This window comes from Snodgrassella sp. M0351, from assembly GCF_016100575.1.
Lineage (GTDB): Bacteria > Pseudomonadota > Gammaproteobacteria > Burkholderiales > Neisseriaceae > Snodgrassella > Snodgrassella alvi.
This window is the reverse complement of record NZ_JACFSG010000001.1, coordinates 266,913-289,208: the sequence shown is the minus strand read 5'-3', so window position 1 is coordinate 289,208 and position 22,296 is coordinate 266,913. Positions and strand designations below refer to the sequence as shown.

21 protein-coding genes and 2 pseudogenes are annotated in these 22,296 nt (G+C 43.8%); 11 read left to right on the top strand and 12 right to left on the bottom strand.

What is annotated here, in order from left to right:
• Window positions 1-125 precede the first annotated feature (125 nt).
• Window positions 126-1,742, bottom strand: a complete 1,617-nt coding sequence (locus tag H3V01_RS01250) for an inorganic phosphate transporter (RefSeq protein WP_370570111.1) — start codon at window positions 1,740-1,742, stop codon at window positions 126-128.
• Between the two features lie 622 nt (window positions 1,743-2,364).
• Here H3V01_RS01250 and H3V01_RS01245 point away from each other — a divergent pair.
• Window positions 2,365-4,008, top strand: a complete 1,644-nt coding sequence (locus H3V01_RS01245) for a lactate permease LctP family transporter (RefSeq protein WP_096765744.1) — start codon at window positions 2,365-2,367, stop codon at window positions 4,006-4,008.
• A 71-nt stretch (window positions 4,009-4,079) separates the two neighbouring features.
• Here the strand turns inward: H3V01_RS01245 and moaA are convergent, their stop codons facing one another.
• Entirely contained in the window at window positions 4,080-5,054 is a 975-nt protein-coding gene (gene moaA / locus H3V01_RS01240) for a GTP 3',8-cyclase MoaA (RefSeq protein ID WP_037393542.1), read from the bottom strand.
• A 186-nt stretch (window positions 5,055-5,240) separates the two neighbouring features.
• On the opposite strand from moaA, the gene H3V01_RS01235 reads away from it, so the two are divergent.
• From H3V01_RS01235 to H3V01_RS01220, 4 genes are read left to right on the top strand one after another with little or no spacing between them, the layout of a single operon-like run.
• Window positions 5,241-5,489, top strand: a complete 249-nt coding sequence (locus tag H3V01_RS01235) for a MoaD/ThiS family protein (protein WP_198185767.1) — start codon at window positions 5,241-5,243, stop codon at window positions 5,487-5,489.
• A 1-nt stretch (window position 5,490) separates the two neighbouring features.
• Window positions 5,491-5,952 carry a molybdenum cofactor biosynthesis protein MoaE gene (locus tag H3V01_RS01230; RefSeq protein ID WP_198185765.1) on the top strand — a complete coding sequence of 154 codons (462 nt, stop codon included), beginning with the start codon at window positions 5,491-5,493 and terminating at the stop codon, window positions 5,950-5,952.
• A complete protein-coding gene (gene mobA / locus H3V01_RS01225; protein ID WP_198185763.1) occupies window positions 5,943-6,554 on the top strand; it encodes a molybdenum cofactor guanylyltransferase in 612 nt (203 codons plus the stop codon). The genes H3V01_RS01230 and mobA overlap by 10 nt, the downstream gene beginning before the upstream one ends.
• Window positions 6,551-7,741: a molybdopterin molybdotransferase MoeA gene (locus H3V01_RS01220; RefSeq protein ID WP_198185761.1), complete on the top strand. Its 1,191-nt coding sequence runs from the start codon at window positions 6,551-6,553 to the stop codon at window positions 7,739-7,741. The genes mobA and H3V01_RS01220 overlap by 4 nt, the downstream gene beginning before the upstream one ends.
• A gap of 203 nt (window positions 7,742-7,944) precedes the next feature.
• Here the strand turns inward: H3V01_RS01220 and H3V01_RS01215 are convergent, their stop codons facing one another.
• Together H3V01_RS01215 and H3V01_RS01210 are read right to left on the bottom strand one after the other, a co-directional pair.
• A complete protein-coding gene (locus H3V01_RS01215) occupies window positions 7,945-8,514 on the bottom strand; it encodes a TetR/AcrR family transcriptional regulator (protein ID WP_078475083.1) in 570 nt (189 codons plus the stop codon).
• Window positions 8,515-8,752: 238 nt separating this feature from the next.
• Complete coding sequence (locus H3V01_RS01210; protein WP_198185759.1) at window positions 8,753-9,892, bottom strand: MFS transporter; 1,140 nt, start codon at window positions 9,890-9,892, stop codon at window positions 8,753-8,755.
• 80 nt (window positions 9,893-9,972) lie between these two features.
• Here H3V01_RS01210 and repC point away from each other — a divergent pair.
• The 4 genes and pseudogenes from repC to H3V01_RS01190 all read left to right on the top strand — a co-directional run.
• Window positions 9,973-10,113 (top strand): annotated as a pseudogene (gene repC, locus H3V01_RS01205) (replication protein C, IncQ-type); the annotation flags it as partial.
• Between the two features lie 307 nt (window positions 10,114-10,420).
• Complete coding sequence (gene sul2 / locus H3V01_RS01200; protein WP_001043260.1) at window positions 10,421-11,236, top strand: sulfonamide-resistant dihydropteroate synthase Sul2; 816 nt, start codon at window positions 10,421-10,423, stop codon at window positions 11,234-11,236.
• A 60-nt stretch (window positions 11,237-11,296) separates the two neighbouring features.
• Window positions 11,297-12,100: an aminoglycoside O-phosphotransferase APH(3'')-Ib gene (aph(3'')-Ib, locus tag H3V01_RS01195; RefSeq protein ID WP_001082319.1), complete on the top strand. Its 804-nt coding sequence runs from the start codon at window positions 11,297-11,299 to the stop codon at window positions 12,098-12,100.
• Window positions 12,100-12,936, top strand: a complete 837-nt coding sequence (locus tag H3V01_RS01190) for an aminoglycoside O-phosphotransferase APH(6)-Id (RefSeq protein WP_000480968.1) — start codon at window positions 12,100-12,102, stop codon at window positions 12,934-12,936. Before aph(3'')-Ib ends, H3V01_RS01190 begins: the two co-directional genes overlap by 1 nt.
• 106 nt (window positions 12,937-13,042) lie before the next feature.
• On the opposite strand, the pseudogene H3V01_RS01185 reads toward H3V01_RS01190, so the two are convergent.
• A pseudogene (locus H3V01_RS01185) lies at window positions 13,043-13,447 on the bottom strand (IS91 family transposase); the annotation flags it as partial.
• Window positions 13,448-13,979: 532 nt separating this feature from the next.
• Between H3V01_RS01185 and H3V01_RS01180 the strand changes: the two are divergent.
• Window positions 13,980-15,047 carry a hypothetical protein gene (locus H3V01_RS01180; protein WP_198185756.1) on the top strand — a complete coding sequence of 356 codons (1,068 nt, stop codon included), beginning with the start codon at window positions 13,980-13,982 and terminating at the stop codon, window positions 15,045-15,047.
• A 266-nt stretch (window positions 15,048-15,313) separates the two neighbouring features.
• Here the strand turns inward: H3V01_RS01180 and H3V01_RS01175 are convergent, their stop codons facing one another.
• Window positions 15,314-15,850 carry an HPP family protein gene (locus H3V01_RS01175; RefSeq protein WP_198206709.1) on the bottom strand — a complete coding sequence of 179 codons (537 nt, stop codon included), beginning with the start codon at window positions 15,848-15,850 and terminating at the stop codon, window positions 15,314-15,316.
• Window positions 15,851-15,974: 124 nt separating this feature from the next.
• On the opposite strand from H3V01_RS01175, the gene H3V01_RS01170 reads away from it, so the two are divergent.
• The gene (locus tag H3V01_RS01170; protein ID WP_078475087.1) at window positions 15,975-16,523 is read left to right on the top strand and encodes a TetR/AcrR family transcriptional regulator; all 549 of its coding nucleotides are present in this window, start codon (window positions 15,975-15,977) and stop codon (window positions 16,521-16,523) included.
• Here H3V01_RS01170 and H3V01_RS01165 read toward each other — a convergent pair whose 3' ends face one another.
• The 6 genes from H3V01_RS01165 to fdxH all read right to left on the bottom strand — a co-directional run bounded on the left by H3V01_RS01165 (window position 16,524) and on the right by fdxH (window position 22,291).
• Window positions 16,524-17,087 (bottom strand): hypothetical protein, encoded by a 564-nt coding sequence (locus tag H3V01_RS01165; protein ID WP_198185752.1) that lies wholly within the window; start codon window positions 17,085-17,087, stop codon window positions 16,524-16,526. It lies immediately after the preceding gene.
• Window positions 17,088-17,175: 88 nt separating this feature from the next.
• Complete coding sequence (locus H3V01_RS01160; protein ID WP_198185750.1) at window positions 17,176-18,105, bottom strand: formate dehydrogenase accessory protein FdhE; 930 nt, start codon at window positions 18,103-18,105, stop codon at window positions 17,176-17,178.
• 244 nt (window positions 18,106-18,349) lie between these two features.
• On the bottom strand, window positions 18,350-19,675 hold the full coding sequence (locus H3V01_RS01155; RefSeq protein WP_037393559.1) for a cation:dicarboxylate symporter family transporter: 1,326 nt from the start codon (window positions 19,673-19,675) through the stop codon (window positions 18,350-18,352).
• Between the two features lie 100 nt (window positions 19,676-19,775).
• The gene (fdhD, locus tag H3V01_RS01150; protein ID WP_198185748.1) at window positions 19,776-20,576 is read right to left on the bottom strand and encodes a formate dehydrogenase accessory sulfurtransferase FdhD; all 801 of its coding nucleotides are present in this window, start codon (window positions 20,574-20,576) and stop codon (window positions 19,776-19,778) included.
• A gap of 141 nt (window positions 20,577-20,717) precedes the next feature.
• Complete coding sequence (locus tag H3V01_RS01145) at window positions 20,718-21,377, bottom strand: formate dehydrogenase subunit gamma (RefSeq protein ID WP_084548277.1); 660 nt, start codon at window positions 21,375-21,377, stop codon at window positions 20,718-20,720.
• A complete protein-coding gene (gene fdxH, locus H3V01_RS01140; protein ID WP_037476001.1) occupies window positions 21,377-22,291 on the bottom strand; it encodes a formate dehydrogenase subunit beta in 915 nt (304 codons plus the stop codon). Before fdxH ends, H3V01_RS01145 begins: the two co-directional genes overlap by 1 nt.
• Window positions 22,292-22,296 lie beyond the last annotated feature (5 nt).

Sequence of the window (22,296 nt, the reverse complement as noted above, 5' to 3'; positions counted from 1 at the left end):
ATGACGTGCACCAGCACAGCCACCACTAAACCGACATTAAACTGTGAAATACCGTACCATGCAAGAGCATTTGGCAAATTATTACAGAGTTTATAACCACTCAGAACACAAATAGTAATACATACTCAGAAAATCATCCGAAAAAACCAGAATAAGCCTCCGGCCAGCAGAATGGAAACCGGCAGAGTAAGCACCCATGCCATCACCAGATTACGAATTGTGGATTTTTGCAGGCCACTTTTATTGGCAGCCATCGTACCGGCTATACCGGAAGTCAGTACATGTGTTGTGCTTACTGGCAGACCAAAGCGATCAGCAGCAAAAATCAGCGCGGCCGTTACCAATTCCGCAGAAGCACCCTGTGCATAGGACAAATGGGTTTTGCCGATTTTTTCACCCACTGTTACCACAATCCGTTTCCAACCAACCAGGGTACCCAGTCCGAGTGCCAGTGCAACCAGTACCTTTACCCAAACCGGAATATACTTAGTGGCATGATCAATTGACGTGTGATATGTCTTTAAACTGTCCATCTGTATCGGATTAAGACTGTATTGATGAACCAGGGCATTTTTTTGCAACAAGGTCATTGATTCAGACACCAGATACATATCGTTGCGGATATTACCTACCTGTTCAGGCGGTAAATTACGCAGACTGTCGCTTTTACTCACATCATGCGCCACAATTTCTACCAACTGAGCCAGTGCGTCCAGTTGTTGCGGCGTACCCTGTTTATTTTCCACTAAAGCTGTGACCTGTGCCCGCACATCTGTACCTTGTTGCAACACAAAGCCCGCTGGCAGCAAATCATGGATGGTTTTCTGTGCAGCCACTGAATGAGCTGAAAATTTTGCCCATTCTTCCTTGGGTACAGTATGGTTAAGAGCATACGCCATGGGCACGGTACCAATCAGAATCAGCATAATCAGACCCATACCCTTTTGTCCGTCATTTGAGCCATGGGCAAAACTTACTGTAGTACAGGTAAAAATCAGCAGCAGACGAATCGGCCAGGGTGGTGGCATATCATTTTCCGGTGCTTTATATAAAGCAGGGATACGCAATAATTTTTTAGACAGAATTAACAGTAAAGCAGCCAGAATAAAACCGAGTAACGGCGAAAATAATAACGATTCCCCAACATTAATTACCTGATTCCAGCTTACGCCGCTGGTTCCCTGATGTGCCGACATCAGCTGATTAGCCACCCCTACACCGATGATTGAGCCAATCAGGGTATGCGAGCTGGAAGCCGGTAAGCCAAGCCACCAAGTGCTCAGATTCCAGATAATGGCTGCTGAGAGCAAAGCAAAAATCATCGCGTAGCCAACATCACTGCCCATATGCAGAATCAGCTCCACCGGCAGTAAAGAAATCACACCATAAGCCACGGCACCGGTAGACAGCATTACCCCGAGAAAATTGAACGTTCCGGACCAGATTACCGCAGTATTAGGTTTAAGCGAACGTGTATAGATAACACTGGCCACTGCATTAGCGGTGTCATGAAAACCATTCACAAACTCAAACGCCAGCGCAATCAGAAGTGCCACTGTTAATAAGGCATATACCAGCAATGAAGAAGTGGGAATTCCCTGCAAATCATGATAAATACAAATGCCGGCATAGGTCAGACCGCCCATAAGTATCAGCAGGAATAAAATTTTACTTACTTTACTGGTTTTACTAGATACAGACATAATTGCCCCAGACGACGAAGCCGCAGACGAAGCAGACACAGCTTTCTCCCTAATTTTAGGAATTATCCTGACTTATTGTAAAAGACCAACATGACAACTTTGTGACAAACACAATTTTATTGCCAGTGCCGGAATTCTCCTTATTACCTAAATTTGGCTGATAAAAGACAATCGGTATACAAACAGCTGCATTTCTGCGCCAGCACAATATTCATATTATTCTTGCCGTACAGCAATCAAGTACTGTACATCTATCATTCTGCTGTATCAGTATACAGACAGTAATTAAACTCTACTATCACTAGCATACATCAAATTAACAATATAGTTATAAATCACCTGATCAAACCAGACCATAATTAAAAATAATCTGCTTTCTCAGATACTAAAATCAAACAAAATAAATAATTAATATATTATCATTGAAAATTTATCTTCTGGTTGAGCAGAAAAAAGACTTATTCAGCCGCATCGGCTTTAATTACAAAGATTAAAATATAAAATACAAACATTGACGTTAACATTTTTATTTTTTAAAGTAACAGCCTGCAAGGCATTATGCATTAGTTAGCATTAAAAAAATTAATAGTACTCAGCATTTTCAAAAACGCACATACCAATCAACTTATCACACACAGACTCATACATTGAGGAGAAATATATGCACCAATGGGTACAAAGTTACTCGGCATTAGGTAACAGCATTTATCTCACATTGCTGGCAGCCCTTTTACCAATTATATTTTTTTTTGCAGCACTCACTGTTTTGCGCATGAAAGGCCACGTTGCCGGAGCCATTACGCTGATTCTGTCGATTATCGTGGCTGTTGCCGCATATAAAATGCCGGTTGCTCTCGCCCTGTCCTCAGCCTTGTATGGTTTCTTTTATGGTCTGTGGCCAATTGCCTGGATTATTATTACCGCTGTTTTTCTCTATAATCTTACGGTTAAAAGCGGGCAGTTTGACATCATTCGCTCATCTATTCTGTCCATTACTAAAGATCAGCGTTTGCAATTGCTGCTGATTGGTTTTTGCTTTGGTTCTTTTCTGGAAGGTGCAGCCGGATTTGGTGCACCTGTTGCCATCAGTGCAGCACTACTCGTAGGTCTTGGTTTCAAACCATTATATGCAGCCGGCCTGTGTCTGATTGCCGATACTGCACCAGTAGCATTCGGCGCACTGGGCATTCCGATTCTGGTTGGCGGACAAGTATCAGGTATTGACCCATTTCATATCGGCCAGCTTGCCGGCCGGCAGTTACCTATGATGTCTGTCGTTATTCCGTTTTATCTGATATTCATCATGGACGGGATGCGCGGTATTCGTCAGACATGGCCTGCTTTACTGGTTTCCGGTGTTTCTTTTGCCGCTACCCAGTTCATCACAGCCAATTTTGTCGGGCCTGAATTGCCGGATGTTACATCTGCCCTGGTTAGTATGGTGTGTCTGGCACTGTTTCTTCGGGTCTGGCAGCCGAAACAGATATTTACGTTCAGCGGCATGCAGCAGCCTGAAAAACAACGCAGTACTTCAGAATACTGCGCCAAACAAATTGCCCTGGCCTGGTCGCCTTTCATTATTCTGACCGTTTGTGTTGCAGTCTGGACAATCAAACCACTGCAAGAATGGTTTAACTCATTCAGCCTGATTAAAATTCAATGGCCGTGGCTTGATAATCTGGTGATTAAAACCGCACCTATCGTAACGGAAAACACCCCTATCGCAGCCGAATTTAAACTTAATCTGTTAGGAGCAGTGGGCACATCCATACTGCTGGCTGCCATTATTTCCATATTGCTATTAAAAATAAAACCACGTCTGGCTGTCGACACATTCAAACATACTCTGTACGACTTACGCTATCCGGTACTGTCTATCGGATTAGTACTGGCTTTTGCATACGTGGTTAATTATTCCGGTCTTTCCTCCACTCTGGCTCTGGCACTGGCTGATACCGGCAAAGCATTTCCGTTTTTCTCACCATTCCTTGGCTGGGTAGGCGTTTTCCTCACCGGTTCAGACACATCTGCCAATGCTCTGTTTGGCGCCCTGCAGGCTAATACTGCTATGCAGGTAGGTATGGATCCGGTACTGGCTGTAGCAGTTAACTCAGTTGGTGGTGTAACCGGTAAAATGATTTCACCGCAGTCTATTGCCATTGCCTGCGCTGCTGTAGGTCTGGCCGGTAAAGAATCAGATCTGTTCCGCTTTACTGTACGTCATAGCCTGCTTTTCTGTGTAATCGCCGGCTTATTTACCGTCGTACAAACTTATCTGTTACCGTGGACACTCATCCTGTTCTGATTTATTTCTAAAACAAAAGCCCGCTCTCCTGAGCGGGCTTTTGTTTTCCGGTAACTGCAATAACCAAGATACTAACCACCGGTTTTGGCCATAATGCGCACAATTTTATCCGGTTTTTCATTGAATTCATGTTTTTCCGGTTTTAAATCCACTGCCTGCTGAATTGCCTGCTCCAGCAGAGCATCAGAACAATTTGCCATTAATAAAGGTTTTAATGCCATACTCTGTTCCTGCCCCAGACACAAATACAATGTCCCATCAACAGACATACGTACCCGGTTACAGGTGGCACAGAAATGCTGGGAACGTGGCGTAATCAGTCCTAAAGTAAATCGGCCATCCGCACTTTCCCAGTATTTAGCCGGCCCGCCGCCATAGACACGTTTACTTTCATGCAACTGATATTTCGGGCGCAAATTTTCAATCAGTTCCAGTAAATTAAAATAATCCAGTCCGCGGGCGCTTACACCCATCGGCATTACTTCAATCAGGCGCAGAATAAAGCCATTGGCAATACAGAACGCCACCATATCCTCTATATCACCGGTATTAACCCCCGGCAGCGGCACCATATTAATTTTAATCTGCTCAAAGCCTGCATCGCGTGCCGTCTGAAGACTATTTATTACCTTATCAAAGCTATCCTTACCGGAAATCTCCTGTACACATTCACGCCGCAGTGAATCCAGACTCACATTCAGCCGGTTTAGTCCCGCTTTGCGTAAATCATAGGCAAACCTGTCCAGTTGCGTGCCATTGGTGGTTAACGACAAATCTGAAACCCCAGGCAATGCCGCCAGCCGTGCAACCAGATCGGGCAGATTTTTGCGCAATAGCGGTTCACCGCCGGTTAAACGGAAACGTGACACGCCCATACGGGCAAATGCGCCGGCAACACGCTCAATCTCAGCAAACGACAGCCAGTTGACCGGTTTTTCAAACTCTGTAAATCCCTGCGGAATACAATAAGTACAGCGCAAATCACATTTATCCGTTACCGAAATTCGTAAATAATCAATACGTCTGTTGAAGCGGTCAATCAGCATGAGATAGGTAAAAGCCTGTTATCAGAAAAAATTTCAGAATAAGGCAAATGATTGGAATAATTAAGAAAAGAACGGCATTTTATCCTAAATTATTACTTAAATCCAATAGCATTGGCAGCAGCTATCTGCCATAAAAAGAAAAAACACGGCATAATAAACGATTATTGGTTTAACTATGTCTTTATCATGATTACGGTTATTTATCTGGCACGCTTTGCCGAAGAACTGGGCATGGCACAGGAAGAGCTTGCATGCAGTTTTGATGACAGCAATACTCTGCTCGCCTATCTGCGGCAGCGCGGAATACCGTTCTCCGAGGTATTAGCCGAGGGAAAAGTATATAAAATTGCTGTAAATAATATTATTCAGCATGGCAACACAGTTATTAGAGACGGAGACAGCATCGCACTGCTACCACCAGTAACCGGAGGTTAAAATGCAGACACGCATACAAATACAGACAGAAGACTTCAACCTCAGTCAGGAACTGGCACTGGCTGAAAAAAGTGCTCCGGATTGCGGAGCTGTAGTCAGTTTTATTGGTAAAGTGCGCGGCAACGATAACCCGCAGCAACCACTGAGTCATCTGTATCTCACTCATATGCCGGAAGTAACCGAGCATGAAATCAGCAAAATCATCACCCGTGCCAGCGAACGCTGGTCTTTACCCTACGCCTGCGTCATTCATCGTGTGGGTGAATTACCAATAGGCGCACAAATAGTACTGGTACTTACTGCCAGCGGCCATCGCGAACATGCTTATCAGGCCAATCATTTTATTATGGACTACCTCAAAACCGAAGCACCATTCTGGAAAAAAGAATGTTTTGCCAATGGTCTGCAGCACTGGGTAGAAATGAAACATACAGACCGGCTGCGCACACAGTCATGGGAATAAATGCAAATCTCGGGCTGATTATTCTGGCCGGCGGACTCGGTACCCGTGTAGGTGGTGCCAATAAAGCCCTGCTGACACTAAATGGTCAGCCATTGCTGGAACATATTCTGCATCAGCTTGGTCACTGCAGCGAGCACATTATTATCAGTGCCAACCGGGATATTGCCCGAATAGAAAAATACGGCTATCCCGTATATTCTGATTTGCCGGCCTATAGCGGGATGGGGCCACTTGCCGGTATCATCAGTGCTGCACAACATTTACCGGAAGCTATTGAATATCTGCAAATAGTACCGTGTGACCTGCCATTACTCAACACCGATATCATTGCCGGTTTGTATCAGAAACTATCCAGCCAGCCTGAACTTGATATTGTTTGCGCCGCAGATTCTTTCACTCTGCACCCTGTCGTTTGTCAGATGCGGCGTCGTCACTTACAGCATATCCGGCAACAGCTTAACAGCACTGGCAAACACAGTGTCCGCTCCGTCATTCTGCCATACCGGCATGCTATCGTTACTTTTGCCGACGATATTCCGTTTACCAACTATAACAGCAGCGCAATGTTTACCAGCATGCGCAGCGGAGAAACAACCTTATGATGGATTTTTACCAAGGGCAGGAAACCCTGTTGCAACAGGCAAGCCGCATAGTCGAAACTGAAACCGTACCGCTTAACCATGCTGCCGGGCGCATTCTCGCCCAAAGTATTATAGCTACTACAGACTCTCCCGCATTCGACAACAGCGCTATGGACGGCTATGCGATATGCGGACTCGATTGCTCTGAATGGCAACTAACCGATATAGCCGCAGCAGGAGATACACGACAGCTAACACTGCAACACGGTCAGGCTATGCGTATCTACACTGGTGCCGGAATTCCGGTCAATACTGATGCAGTAATTATGCAGGAGAACACCTGCGTTGAAGGACTCACCCTCAGCTGCACCAGCACACCCGTTGCCAATGAAAATATTCGCCGTCAGGGCGAAGAGCTGAAACAAGGGACAACTTTACTGGAAAAAGGTGCATTACTTAATGCTCAGGCAATCGGACTGGCAGCCTCACAGGGATTCAGTGAACTACAGGTTTACCAAAAACTGCGTGTAAGTGTATTTACCACCGGTGATGAACTAGTAAGCGGCAATAGCCAGTTACAGCAGCATCAGATATATGATAGTAACCGCCCCATGTTGCTGGCCTGTCTTCAAACTTACACATTTATTGAAATCATTGACGGCGGTATTCTGCCGGATAATCTCGATATCATCACCGAAACCCTTTCCAAAGCCGCCACCAGCAGCCACAGCATTATTATTTCCGGTGGCGCTTCTGTAGGTGATCGTGACCTGGTTAAACCGGCACTGCAACAATTAGGCAGTATAGAACACTGGAAACTGGCGATAAAACCGGGTAAGCCCTTCGGTTGGGGCAGTATCGGTGAATGTCGTGTCATGCTTCTGCCCGGCAATCCGGTAGCCAGCTTTGTTACCTTCAAACTGCTTGGACTACCGGCACTGCAAACAGCCGCCGGGCGCCATATTCTGCAAGCACTACCCGAATGCTATCAGGCCAAAGCTGCTTTCAGCATAACCCCGAACCGGCAAAAACGACGCGAATTCCTGCGCGGAACCTTGCGCTTTACCAATATTGGTCCGGAGGTTATTCCATTAAATAAACAGGGTTCACATATGCTTTCCGGTTGCGTGAATGCACAGGTATTAATCGATATTCCCGCACAAACTGATATTCAGCAGGGACAGTGGCTGACAGTTTATCCGATATAAAAAATAAATTATTCAGCAAAAATAAGGCCGGAAAGAGCAAGAGAGCTTTTTCCGGCTTTCATATAATCAGGATTTTTCTGATTTTATTATCTGATTAGCCAAATAATCTGATAACCTGAGCAGAATTTCAATTTGCTAATGGCCGACTATATTTGGTTTAAATTACTGCTCAATTTGTTTTATAAATATATTGCGCATCGTGATCAGGTGCTGCTGATAATCAGATTAATCGTATGCAGTAAATCTGCCTTAATTGTATCCAACTCAATGCCTGAGCGTTTTTTCCCCGCAACCACCCATATACCTTCGAGCAAGCTAACAATGATTAATGCACGCCGCTGTATTTCATCATTATTGAGTAAAGTATTCTGTGATTGGACGAAACAAGCTATTTTTTTTAAATATTCCTGATAAAACAAATCAATAGCATGATGAGCTTCTGTGGTTCGTTCAGATAGTGCCCAGATTTCCCACATTAACTGACAATTGTAAACATCATCAAGTTCTGAGCAAATGATATCTATCAGTACACTCATCGTTTCAGCATCACTTTTTAGCGCAAGATTTATTTTCCGCTCAACCAGTAGCAGCATATTTTCAACCAGCGCGCTAAAGAGTTTTTCCAGCGTAGGGAAATAATATTGCAGATTACTTAGCCGTATTCCCATTTCATCTGCCACTATCCGCATACTGAAATTCACCCCGCCCCGTGTCGCCAGCAACCGCGCGGCAGTAGTCAGTATTTGTTCTTTTTTTGGAGATAATTTAGCCATCAATATTCTCTGTCAAAGAAAGTTTTTATAAGCTAATTAACAATTTTTCCGAAATTAATTTAGATTTCAATGTAATAAGTTTACTAAAATTCGATAGAAACAGTTATGTTATTAGAATAAATAAAACGATAAATTCAAAATTCACTCATGGATTGACTATTAAAGGATTCAATGTAACCATACCGACATCCATCATTACATTGTTACTAGAATCCAATTCTAGTTGAATAAATTAACTTTAAACATCCTTGCTACACATAGAAATCAAAAGCGGAACCGCAATTAAACAAAGAAATAATAAAAATAGCATTTGATATTCAGAAACATCTAATACCAAACTTCCCAGGTAAGTACCAATCCCCCCTCCGCCAAAAATGGCGACACCAATTATACCTGATGATAGACCTTTATCATTTAACGCAAGCTCAAGCGCTCTACTCGCAAGAATTGATTGAACTAAAATATATCCCATTCCAAGAAACATTGTTGCGAAATAAGTCAGAAGTATGTTATGGCACATGAGCATAAGTAACAAGATTACCGAACAAAAAAACCCTGATATTAATACTTTCCTATTTGCAATATTTTTCAAAAAAAATCTATTAAGAAACCCCGTCATAAAGCAAATAATACCAAATAACATAAGACCAATACCGACATATCTATAATCAACACTAAGAGAAGTTGAAAAATAAGCACCAATATAAGAATATGTCCCAAGCACAATAAAACCATTACAGAATGCAAGAAAGTAAATTTTACGTAATGTATTCTGTGCTAGTAATGAACAAATAGCTTTGATAAATGCCGATTTTTTTGTATTTATATAGCCACTTGAAGGTAAGCAAAAGATGGAAAAAAATGACAATAAGGATAATATTGAAAATAATATAAATATATTTCTCCAATTGCTTATTTCAATTAACCACCCACCAACTGCTGAACTTAATCCCTGGCCTAAAAATATTAAACCAAGAAAAATTCCAACAAATTTAGTTAAAATTTCTTTTTCGTATAACTCTCCTAAAATCCCTAATGAAACTGCAATAATCCCTGCTGCAAATAACCCTGTGATAAATCGACATACAGTAAGTAGAGCAATATTGGGCGCTATCGAACACAATAGAGTGGAGATTGATAAGCAAAGCATGAGTAGTAATAGTATTTTTTTTCTACCATACCGATCGCTATAATAACCATAGACAGGTTGAAGTACCCCATATGGAATTAAATAGGCAGTTAAAACTATACTTACTTGAGAAATTGAAATACCGAAATCTTCAGATATGTCAGGTAAAAGAAGTGAAGCAACCCAATTATCTGCGGCGGAGATAAAACCAGCAAATCCGACTAAAACAAGAACAAAATAATTTTTCATGAATTTATAATCGAATCCCGTTTATTTGATAATTTCATATTTAAAATAATTAGTAAACTAAATATTAATATGTCTGGCCGTCAGAGGCCAGTGGTTCGACCATGCGCAAGCGCCGCCAGCGGGTGCGCGAGGCGTTGCCGGAGCTGGTCGCGCTGGGCTGGACGGTAACCGAGTTCGCGGCGGGCAAGTACGACATCACCCGGCCCAAGGCGGCAGGCTGACCCCCCCCACTCTATTGTAAACAAGACATTTTTATCTTTTATATTCAATGGCTTATTTTCCTGCTAATTGGTAATACCATGAAAAATACCATGCTCAGAAAAGGCTTAACAATATTTTGAAAAATTGCCTACTGAGCGCTGCCGCACAGCTCCATAGGCCGCTTTCCTGGCTTTGCTTCCAGATGTATGCTATTCTGCTCCTGCAGCTAATGGATCACCGCAAACAGGTTACTCGCCTGGGGATTCCCTTTCGACCCGAGCATCCGTATGAGACTCATGCTCGATTATTATTATTATAGAAGCCCCCATGAATAAATCGCTCATCATTTTCGGCATCGTCAACATAACCTCGGACAGTTTCTCCGATGGAGGCCGGTATCTGGCGCCAGACGCAGCCATTGCGCAGGCGCGTAAGCTGATGGCCGAGGGGGCAGATGTGATCGACCTCGGTCCGGCATCCAGCAATCCCGACGCCGCGCCTGTTTCGTCCGACACAGAAATCGCGCGTATCGCGCCGGTGCTGGACGCGCTCAAGGCAGATGGCATTCCCGTCTCGCTCGACAGTTATCAACCCGCGACGCAAGCCTATGCCTTGTCGCGTGGTGTGGCCTATCTCAATGATATTCGCGGTTTTCCAGACGCTGCGTTCTATCCGCAATTGGCGAAATCATCTGCCAAACTCGTCGTTATGCATTCGGTGCAAGACGGGCAGGCAGATCGGCGCGAGGCACCCGCTGGCGACATCATGGATCACATTGCGGCGTTCTTTGACGCGCGCATCGCGGCGCTGACGGGTGCCGGTATCAAACGCAACCGCCTTGTCCTTGATCCCGGCATGGGGTTTTTTCTGGGGGCTGCTCCCGAAACCTCGCTCTCGGTGCTGGCGCGGTTCGATGAATTGCGGCTGCGCTTCGATTTGCCGGTGCTTCTGTCTGTTTCGCGCAAATCCTTTCTGCGCGCGCTCACAGGCCGTGGTCCGGGGGATGTCGGGGCCGCGACACTCGCTGCAGAGCTTGCCGCCGCCGCAGGTGGAGCTGACTTCATCCGCACACACGAGCCGCGCCCCTTGCGCGACGGGCTGGCGGTATTGGCGGCGCTGAAAGAAACCGCAAGAATTCGTTAACTGCACATTCGGGATATTTCTCTATATTCGCGCTTCATCAGAAAACTGAAGGAACCTCCATTGAATCGAACTAATATTTTTTTTGGTGAATCGCATTCTGACTGGTTGCCTGTCAGAGGCGGAGAATCTGGTGATTTTGTTTTTCGACGTGGTGACGGGCATGCCTTCGCGAAAATCGCACCTGCTTCCCGCCGCGGTGAGCTCGCTGGAGAGCGTGACCGCCTCATTTGGCTCAAAGGTCGAGGTGTGGCTTGCCCCGAGGTCATCAACTGGCAGGAGGAACAGGAGGGTGCATGCTTGGTGATAACGGCAATTCCGGGAGTACCGGCGGCTGATCTGTCTGGAGCGGATTTGCTCAAAGCGTGGCCGTCAATGGGGCAGCAACTTGGCGCTGTTCACAGCCTATCGGTTGATCAATGTCCGTTTGAGCGCAGGCTGTCGCGAATGTTCGGACGCGCCGTTGATGTGGTGTCCCGCAATGCCGTCAATCCCGACTTCTTACCGGACGAGGACAAGAGTACGCCGCAGCTCGATCTTTTGGCTCGTGTCGAACGAGAGCTACCGGTGCGGCTCGACCAAGAGCGCACCGATATGGTTGTTTGCCATGGTGATCCCTGCATGCCGAACTTCATGGTGGACCCTAAAACTCTTCAATGCACGGGTCTGATCGACCTTGGGCGGCTCGGAACAGCAGATCGCTATGCCGATTTGGCACTCATGATTGCTAACGCCGAAGAGAACTGGGCAGCGCCAGATGAAGCAGAGCGCGCCTTCGCTGTCCTATTCAATGTATTGGGGATCGAAGCCCCCGACCGCGAACGCCTTGCCTTCTATCTGCGATTGGACCCTCTGACTTGGGGTTGATGTTCATGCCGCCTGTTTTTCCTGCTCATTGGCACGTTTCGCAACCTGTTCTCATTGCGGACACCTTTTCCAGCCTCGTTTGGAAAGTTTCATTGCCAGACGGGACTCCTGCAATCGTCAAGGGATTGAAACCTATAGAAGACATTGCTGATGAACTGCGCGGGGCCGACTATCTGGTATGGCGCAATGGGAGGGGAGCAGTCCGGTTGCTCGGTCGTGAGAACAATCTGATGTTGCTCGAATATGCCGGGGAGCGAATGCTCTCTCACATCGTTGCCGAGCACGGCGACTACCAGGCGACCGAAATTGCAGCGGAACTAATGGCGAAGCTGTATGCCGCATCTGAGGAACCCCTGCCTTCTGCCCTTCTCCCGATCCGGGATCGCTTTGCAGCTTTGTTTCAGCGGGCGCGCGATGATCAAAACGCAGGTTGTCAAACTGACTACGTCCACGCGGCGATTATAGCCGATCAAATGATGAGCAATGCCTCGGAACTGCGTGGGCTACATGGCGATCTGCATCATGAAAACATCATGTTCTCCAGTCGCGGCTGGCTGGTGATAGATCCCGTCGGTCTGGTCGGTGAAGTGGGCTTTGGCGCCGCCAATATGTTCTACGATCCGGCTGACAGAGACGACCTTTGTCTCGATCCTAGACGCATTGCACAGATGGCGGACGCATTCTCTCGTGCGCTGGACGTCGATCCGCGTCGCCTGCTCGACCAGGCGTACGCTTATGGGTGCCTTTCCGCAGCTTGGAACGCGGATGGAGAAGAGGAGCAACGCGATCTAGCTATCGCGGCCGCGATCAAGCAGGTGCGACAGACGTCATACTAGATATCAAGCGACTTCTCCTATCCCCTGGGAACACATCAATCTCACCGGAGAATATCGCTGGCCAAAGCCTTAGCGTAGGATTCCGCCCCTTCCCGCAAACGACCCCAAACAGGAAACGCAGCTGAAACGGGAAGCTCAACACCCACTGACGCATGGGTTGTTCAGGCAGTACTTCATCAACCAGCAAGGCGGCACTTTCGGCCATCCGCCGCGCCCCACAGCTCGGGCAGAAACCGCGACGCTTACAGCTGAAAGCGACCAGGTGCTCGGCGTGGCAAGACTCGCAGCGAACCCGTAGAAAGCCATGCTCCAGCCGCCCGCATTGGAGAAATTCTTCAAATTCCCGTTGCACATAGCCCGGCAATTCCTTTCCCTGCTCTGCCATAAGCGCAGCGAATGCCGGGTAATACTCGTCAACGATCTGATAGAGAAGGGTTTGCTCGGGTCGGTGGCTCTGGTAACGACCAGTATCCCGATCCCGGCTGGCCGTCCTGGCCGCCACATGAGGCATGTTCCGCGTCCTTGCAATACTGTGTTTACATTACGTATATTAACAACAAATCTTTCAACGATCCCCTTGTCAGTCATTTATAATCAACTTTATAGAATCAACATATTTAAAGCTCTAATCAAACTTTCTGAAAATGTGTGTACACTATTAGCATTACAAAGGTCATGTTGATATAAAATATCAATATAAACATTTGAATTGAACGGCTCAATATTAACTCTAACACCATGTACATTACCAGGATTACTACTTGAACCAAGCCATAAGTTGGTATTTTCGAGATTTAAAAAAATCATTCGTGGAGGAACCTAAACTAATATGATTATTCATAATCATATTAGGATAAATAATTTCAAAATCATCCGGTAAATTCATTTCTAAAAGATGTGGTAATGATTTGACAAAAAGTGAGTTAAGTTTATCTTTTTTAATATCTGAAATACATTATGATTTTTATAAATAGGTCAATTGACCAAAAATAAATTATTTAGTATATTATTTTAGGTCAATCAACCTAAAATAGAAAGTCTGCATGAACAATCAGCTGTCAGTATTATTAATCGGTGGCTATGGTGTAGTAGGCAAACAAGTAGCGGCACTGTTAAATCTATATTATCCGGATGTACATATTATTATTGGCGGGCGCAATATACATACTTCAACTGCATTTGCCAGTACCTTATCCAGAGCATCTGCAATACAATTCGATATTAATGCACCACAGCTTCCAGACAATATCCGACCCCAATTAATCGTAACCCTGGCCAATGATCCCGATAACCGCGTACTGCATTTTGCCATCAAAAATCAGATTGCCTATCTTGATATTACTCGCTGGACGGATAAATTAAAAACAGCGATTACCTATACCCATACATTCGACCAGTTGCATGCTCCCATAGTATTTTCTTCCACATGGATGGCTGGCGTAGCTGCCAGCCTGATAATCCGGCACACACTTAAATTCAAGCAGATAAACAGCATAGATATTAATATTCTCTATTCTATGCAAGATAACGCAGGAATCAATTCTGTAGATTATATGGACAGAATGCTGATTCCTTTTGAAGTCGTCGCCAAGAGACACACTCAAAGCTGTATGCCATTTTCAGACAGCAGACTGGTCAGCTTTACAGAAAAAAAACGTTTTCGGGTTTATCGCTTTGATACACCTGATCAGTTAACCTTGCCAATGTTAACCCAAGCCAGATCAGTATCCACACGAATTGGTTTTAACAGCAATATAACCAACCGCCTTTTCTATGTATTAATTCATAGTGGCTTCTGGCGTTTAATCTCAACGCAACGTTTTAAAACATTTCGCCAGAAACTGCTATACAATCCGGGTAAAGGTGATGAGCACCGTATTTTAATCAATATCACAGGTACAGATTCGACCAACCGGCCAACTCAATCCGTCTTATCCATTACAGATCCTAAAGGTCAGTCCCATCTCACCGCTATTGGTGCATTTAATCAGATACATTCGATATTCACTCAGCAATTATCTAATCGGGTTTACTTCGGCGAAACACTGCCGGATATGAATATTGCAACTAATATACTTAAAAAAGAAGGCGTGAAAATCGATTTCGACTAATATCTATCTGAAGTTTATCGAAGTCTTCAGACAATAAATTCTGAAATATTTTTATTAAACAAAAGATTATGATTCATTAATCAGTACATGAAAAGATTAATAAATCATTTCAACTAAGATTTTTTTAACAGCTGATTCAGCGGATATTACGAGCTTATCATAAGCTGATATACACTGGATTACCTTATCTTCTGACCAATTTTCTGCGCCAAAAAAGTATCACACAGTTTTTTCAATTTACTGATAACAACATGATAGGTTTATTATTATTTTTCCTTTTCTTTAAAGAGTGCCAGCCAATAGACAGGCCAATGCGTTTTATTAAAAAGATTATTAACTAAATAAGCAATTGCTACCAATATTACTGACCCGGACAGCACTGGAAATAATAGAAAAGTAAAATCATAATCTATTTTATCTGCTGTTAATAAAATGACTAATGGATTAGCACCGGCTGGTGGATGCACTGCCCGAAAATATTGCATAGCGATAATTGCTATGCCTACAGCCAAAGCAATAATAATAACATCATGACCGAATAGCTTTAAAAACAGTAACCCGCAAAAAGCTGAAATTAAATGTCCCAGAATAACATTTCTTGGCTGCGCAAGTGGTGACTGAGATACAGCAAACAAGATCACACAACTTGCTCCAAATGGCGCCATTATTAAAGTATAGCCGGTTACCCGACTAAACCAGATCAGAAAAAATATAGCTACGAAACCACCGGTCAGACTTTGCAATAATTCACTATTTGTAGGCTTTGGTGGCAGTTTCTCCTTGCCGAAAAAAAATGGTTTCATTATTCTTTATATCCTATAAGATTAGCTTGAGTGTTAGCAATTAGTGCCAGCACAAAAGTGAACAAATCTGTTCACTTTTATAATAGTACAGATCTGTCCACTTATCAAACACTTTGGATAATAAATGAAAAAAACATACAGATTAATTGCTGATACAGCAGAACAACTCTTTTATCAAAAAGGTTTTGGCAACGTAGGAGTTGATGAAATAAGAGACCAGTCAGGTTGCTCTAAAACAACGCTATATAAACATTTTGGCAACAAAGACAATTTAATCTTTGAAGTTTTAAAACTAAGAGACTTGCGATTTAAACAAGAACTTACCGAAGCAATAGCTGATCTTGACCAGCAACAGTCTATTATTCAGATACTTAAATGGCATTTAGACTGGTATAATCAAGACAATTTTAATGGCTGCTTATTTGTCAGAGCAAGAGAAGAAATCCATAACGACAATGCAATAAAAGAGCTGGTTATGGAGCATAAAGAATTTATTCGAAATTTAATCCGCGATAAACTCCGGCAAAACCCACAAAATGAGGCAATAACCAATCAATTAATGGTTATATTAGAAGGTCTGAGTAATATCAGTCTTATTTATAAAGATAATAAATTACTTTACGATGAAATAATAAAAAATAGTTTTAATTGGGTATCAGAAATACTTCTTTAATTATTTATCAAGCCTGTTTTTTAAAAAAATTTTATTCCAATAGCTGATTAGAGTAAGAATAATTCCCCCTATAATAATAAAAAAACCTTCAAAAAAGCCATAAGGGCTGGGAATCTCATGAAGAACTTTTGCATATGTCGCGGGTAAATTTATATTTGGATTAGCCGGGTCAAAAATGATTTCTTCTGAAAAAAATTCAGCTGAGTTCAGGCCTCCTGCAGGAAAATAGCGCAGTCCGGTTTTGGTAAAACCAAAACCTTCACTAAAAACACGCAAATCATCATTAATATAGGTTTTATCTGCTATCCGGAAATAATAGCGAAAATGATAAATTGGTGTACTGATGGATTTAGCGGATATATTTTCCGGATGGTTATATATCATTCTCCCCTGTGTAGTACATTGGTTTGGTGCACAATTCAATGATAAAAGATATTTAGCTTTATTTTGCAAAGGAAGATAATAGTGCTGGTGATTGCTTTTACTTTCAGCTAAACAGATTATCCCCAATACGATAATTAAAGGACCAATTACTCTAGAAAAAAATTTCTCCGTTTTCTTCATCTTTATTATCCATCTGTTTGATCAGATTTTCTTATTTAAGCTGTTTGACTCCCTATTATTTATTCAAGCCAAACAGCTTTAGCTTAATTTAATGTCTGGGTATTTTTCCCATCAGTAAAAACGGATTAGCTCCGCCACGCTGCCATCCCTCTTCATTCAACAGAATATCTAGAGCTAAAGAGGCCAAATCATCAGCAATCGGATCAGCATATTGTTGCTTGGACAGGCGATAACGTTTGCGGTAAGCATGGCAGCTGGGACAGCATTCCGCCTCTGCACCAGCCAATACACCTTCTTTTACCTGTTCAATCCGGTGTACGCCCAGATCACGGCTATTATCACAAAAACTACAGCGTGCCCGTACACTGTGCCAGCGACTATTGCATACACCACAACACAAATAGCGCAGCCCTTCAAGCTCACCCTGTCCGACTATTACTGAACCCACAGCATCAGTACCACAGCAGGGGCAAAAACCCGGTTCAGACAGAGGTTTTACCGTTGTAGCCGCCAGATTTAACGCTGCATGAGTATAAACAATCTGCACCACTGCATTTACCCAGACCTGATAATCCTGCTGAGCTATTCCGAGCTGCTGATTAAATGCATGCTGGCATAACTGGTTGCGGCTTTCACTGTCGAGCTGCAATAACTCTTTCCATACCTGCTGAGCAGTTGGTGACAAATCTGCTTGCAGTAAAGCATGTAAATCGGTAAACAGACGCTCTATCAGGCCTCTATTGGCACTTAGTAATGCCAGTGTAAGCGGAACTTCATCTTTATCAGTATCAGGAATTACCCAGGCTTCCTGTGCATATTGCTCAAGTAAATTTTGCTGAGCATTATTGATAACAGCCAGAAGCTGTAAGTATGGTTGCCAGTCACTATTGTCTTCTGCAGCCAATTCATTCAGCCGCAATGCGCGCCGGCTGAAAATATCAACAGGAGGCTGCTGCCAGAACGGGATGTGAAAAAATTCCTGTGCTTGTATGGTTTCTGGTGTTGCTTGTGTTTTCATGTATCAATGCGGTTATATAACGATATTACTTGTTCAGGTAATGGTACCGTTATCATTATCAACAAATTAAATAACCAAGTTTAACCAAAAATAGGTATTCTGTCTGGATTTACTGTCTATGATTTTCTATATGCCATCAATAGAGAAAGATAATGTCTCTTATCAATTTGTTTTTCAAAATGTGATAAATCGGATAACAAAAAAGGTTCAGAAATTTCTGAACCTTTTTATTACTGAAAACTAATTATTTAATACCAAGTGATTTCTCATATTCCCGCGCTTTTTCATCATCAAAATCATGTTCCCAGCGCGAAATAACCAATGAAGCCAGAGCATTACCGATTACATTAACTACAGTACGTCCCATATCCAGAATACGGTCGATACCCAGAATAAAGCCCAGACCTTCTAACGGAATGGATGTTGTAGCCAGCGTGGCAGACAGTACCAGAAACGATACACCCGGTACACCGGCAATACCTTTAGAAGCCACCATCAGCGTAATCACAATCATTACCTGATCACTAACCGACAGAGAAATACCGTATAACTGCGCCAGAAAGATAACTGCAATACTCTGATACAGCGTAGAACCATCCAGATTAAATGAATATCCGGTAGGAATCACAAAGCTGGTAATAGATTTCGGCGCGCCATATGCTTCCATTTTCTCAATCATTTTTGGCAGCGCAGTTTCTGAGCTGGAGGTTGAGAAAGCCACTATCAGCTCATCTTTCAGGATTTTGATAATAGTGAAAATGTTAAAGCGGCAGAAATAGGCCACGCCACCCAGAATCACCAGAGTAAATACTATCATCGCCAGATAAACTATTAAAATCAGTTTCATCAGCGGAATCAGCGAACCGAAACCGAATTTACTGATGGTAACAGTCATCAGACCAAATACCCCGATAGGTGCGTAACGCATAATCATATTGGTGATTTTGAACATTACGTCTGAAATCACTTTCAGAAAATCTGAAAAGAACAGGCGCTGATTATCAGGTAGCTTAGTTAAGCCCAGACCAAAAAACACACAGAAAAAGATAACCGGCAGAATTTCACCGCTGCTAAGCGAATCAAATATATTATGCGGAATCATGTCCAGAATCATTATAACCAGACCATGAGGCTTCTCGGCCAGTGCTTCACTTTTTTGTACGTACTGACTGACATTGCTGTGGTGCAGATTGGAAATATCAATGCCGCTACCCGGGTGAAACAGATTACCGAAAAGTAAACCCACACCAATGGCGATAGTAGTGATAATTTCAAAATACAGAATGGTTTTACCGCCCAGTCGACCCAGACTTTTGGAGTTACCCAGTCCGGCAATACCCAATGTCAGCGTACTGAGAATGATGGGCAGCACAATCATTTTAATCAGGCGGATAAAAATATCCCCCATCGGTTGTAATACATTGATTACCCACGACTGATAGGTTTTGTAGTAGGGATGAGAAGGATCTGAAAAAGTATGCAGATATAATCCCAGTGCTACCCCCATAATCAGTGCGATTAAAATTTGCCAGGCCAAATTACGGCTATATCGTTTGATAATCGATAACATAGTCGTCCTTACTGTAAGTGGTAATATAGTTCTTATTCAATCTAAAAAGCGAAACAAAAACAATAGAGTATATTCTATTATTTTTTGTTTTAAACATGCGTTAAGGATGAAAAAATTGAGGATGGGTATAAATTACTTGGCGATTATGACGCGCAAAACCCACCAGCGTGATATTAGCCTTGTGAGCCAAATCAATGGCATAGGTGGTGGGCGCAGATACGGCCACGATACACCCGATACCGGTTATTGCTGATTTCATTACCATTTCAAAACTAGCGCGACTGGACAATACCACAAAACCATGCTTCCAATCCACTTTTGCATGCAATCCCCAGCCAATAAGCTTGTCTAAAGCATTGTGCCGGCCAATATCTTCACGGACGGTTACAATCTTACCTGCCTTGTCAGCCCACGCCACGCCGTGAACTGAACCAGTTTGCGCCCGCAGCTGCTGATGATGGTTAAAATCGGTCAAAGCACGCCCGATTATGCTAAATTCTACATGCCAATCGCGTAAAACCGGTTCTATTTCTGGCTGAACAGCTGCCAGACTGTCAATACCGCACAGTCCGCAACCAGTGCGTCCGCTCATCTGGCGACGGCGACTTTTCAAACGTGCAAATGCTGCGCTGGCCAGCTCAATCTCAGCCACAATTCCATGAAGATGTTCAGTAATTTCAATCGCATAAATTTGCTCTGCATTTTCAATGATGCCTTCACTCAGGCTGAAACCCAATGCCAGTTCGGCAATATTAGCGGGCGTAGCCATTAATACGACATGGGAGATATTGTTATAAACAAGTGCTACTGGGATTTCGGCACTGATATTATCACTGGTACTACTGCATTCTCCAGCCTGTGCCACCCAGACAGTGCGATTTTGGGCGGGGGTGTAATTCATGAGGTTTCTGTATTTATGAACCGGTAACAGCCGGAAAAGACTTGTACCGACATATTAACCGAATCACGCAAGAAGATAAAATTTTACTGTCTGTATGACAATACGCCATACAGACAGCACTACAGATGATGATTATTTAAATTATTCAGTTGTCTGTGAAGTGGAATTTTGCTGCGCTTTGGCTTCTTTTTTTGCCATCATTTCGCGGTACCAGCGTGGATGGTGCTTTTTCGCCCATTCCTGACTAACCACTCCTTCCACCATCGCCGGAATTGTGCCTTTAATCCACAATGCGGCATACACATGAATAATAATACCGACAATCAGCAGGATAGCAGAGGCAGAATGCACTAGCAAAGCGATACGTACCACCCAAATTGGAAAATATCCGGAAAAAAACTGCCGCCAGGCAATCAGCCCGCTGATAAGCAGCAGTGCCATACTGATGGTCATCAGCCAGAACATACATTTTTGTCCGGCATTATATTTGCCAGTATCGCCAATTTCTCTTCCCAGCAGAATATGCTTAATTCCCAGTAACCATTTAATATCATCCCGCTCAAAAAAATTATATTTTACATAGCGGAAAAACTGGATAAAAAAGCCCAGAAACATCACCACTCCGATGAACGGATGCAGGATGCGTGCCAGTTGGGGAGAACCGAAAACTTCAGTAAGCCAGAAAAAAGACGGATAGAAAAAACCCAGACCGGAAACAGCCAGCAGCACAAAGCAGCCGGCTACTACCCAGTGATTAAACCGCTCGGATTTTTTATATCGCTGAATTAATAATCTTTTCATTATGCGTCCCCTTTATCTTTGAGGATTTCGCCTTCGCGATTCAGAACCTGTTCTTCATCATCGTCAGGGCGATTCGGACCAATGGTAATGTAGTGCAGCCAGCCAGCAAAAGCAGCGGTAGCAATACCGAATGCTGCTATCGGTTTGAGCATACTCTTCCACAATTTAACGGTGGTACTGATACGCGGATTGTCCGGCAGACCATGGTACAAGCTGGGTTTATCCGCATGATGCAGTACATACATAACATGGGTACCGCCCACACCCTGCGGGTCGTAGAGTCCTGCCTGCTCAAAACCGCGCTGTTTTAAGTCTTTTATACGCTCCCCGGCCAAAGACTTCATGTCTTCTTTGCTGCCGAAATGAATAGCGCCGGTAGGACAAGTTTTCACACAGGCCGGTTCCTGCCCGACGGCCACACGGTCGGAACACAGGGTACATTTGTAAGCGCGGTTATCTTTTTTCGAAATACGCGGAATATTAAACGGGCAGCCGGAAATACAGTAACCGCAACCAATACAGTTTTCCTGATGGAAATCGACGATACCATTTTCATACTGAATGATTGCACCCGGTGACGGGCAGGCTTTCAGACAGCCCGGGTCAGAACAGTGCATACAGCCGTCCTTACGAATCAGCCACTCCAGCTTGCCGTATTGCTCGGTTTCAGAAAACCGCATTACCGTCCAGCTATCCGCACTCAGGTCAATCGGGTTATCGTATACACCATGATTGGTGCCAACTTCATCGCGAATGTCGTTCCATTCTGAACATGCAGCCTGACAGGCTTTGCAGCCTATACAGGTCGAAACATCAATCAGTTTGGCAATTTCAATTGGTTTTCTTGCCTGTGGTAGCGGCGTGAGCTGATTAGTAGCCGAACGACGTTTTATATCCAAAGATTGTAAAGCCATGACTT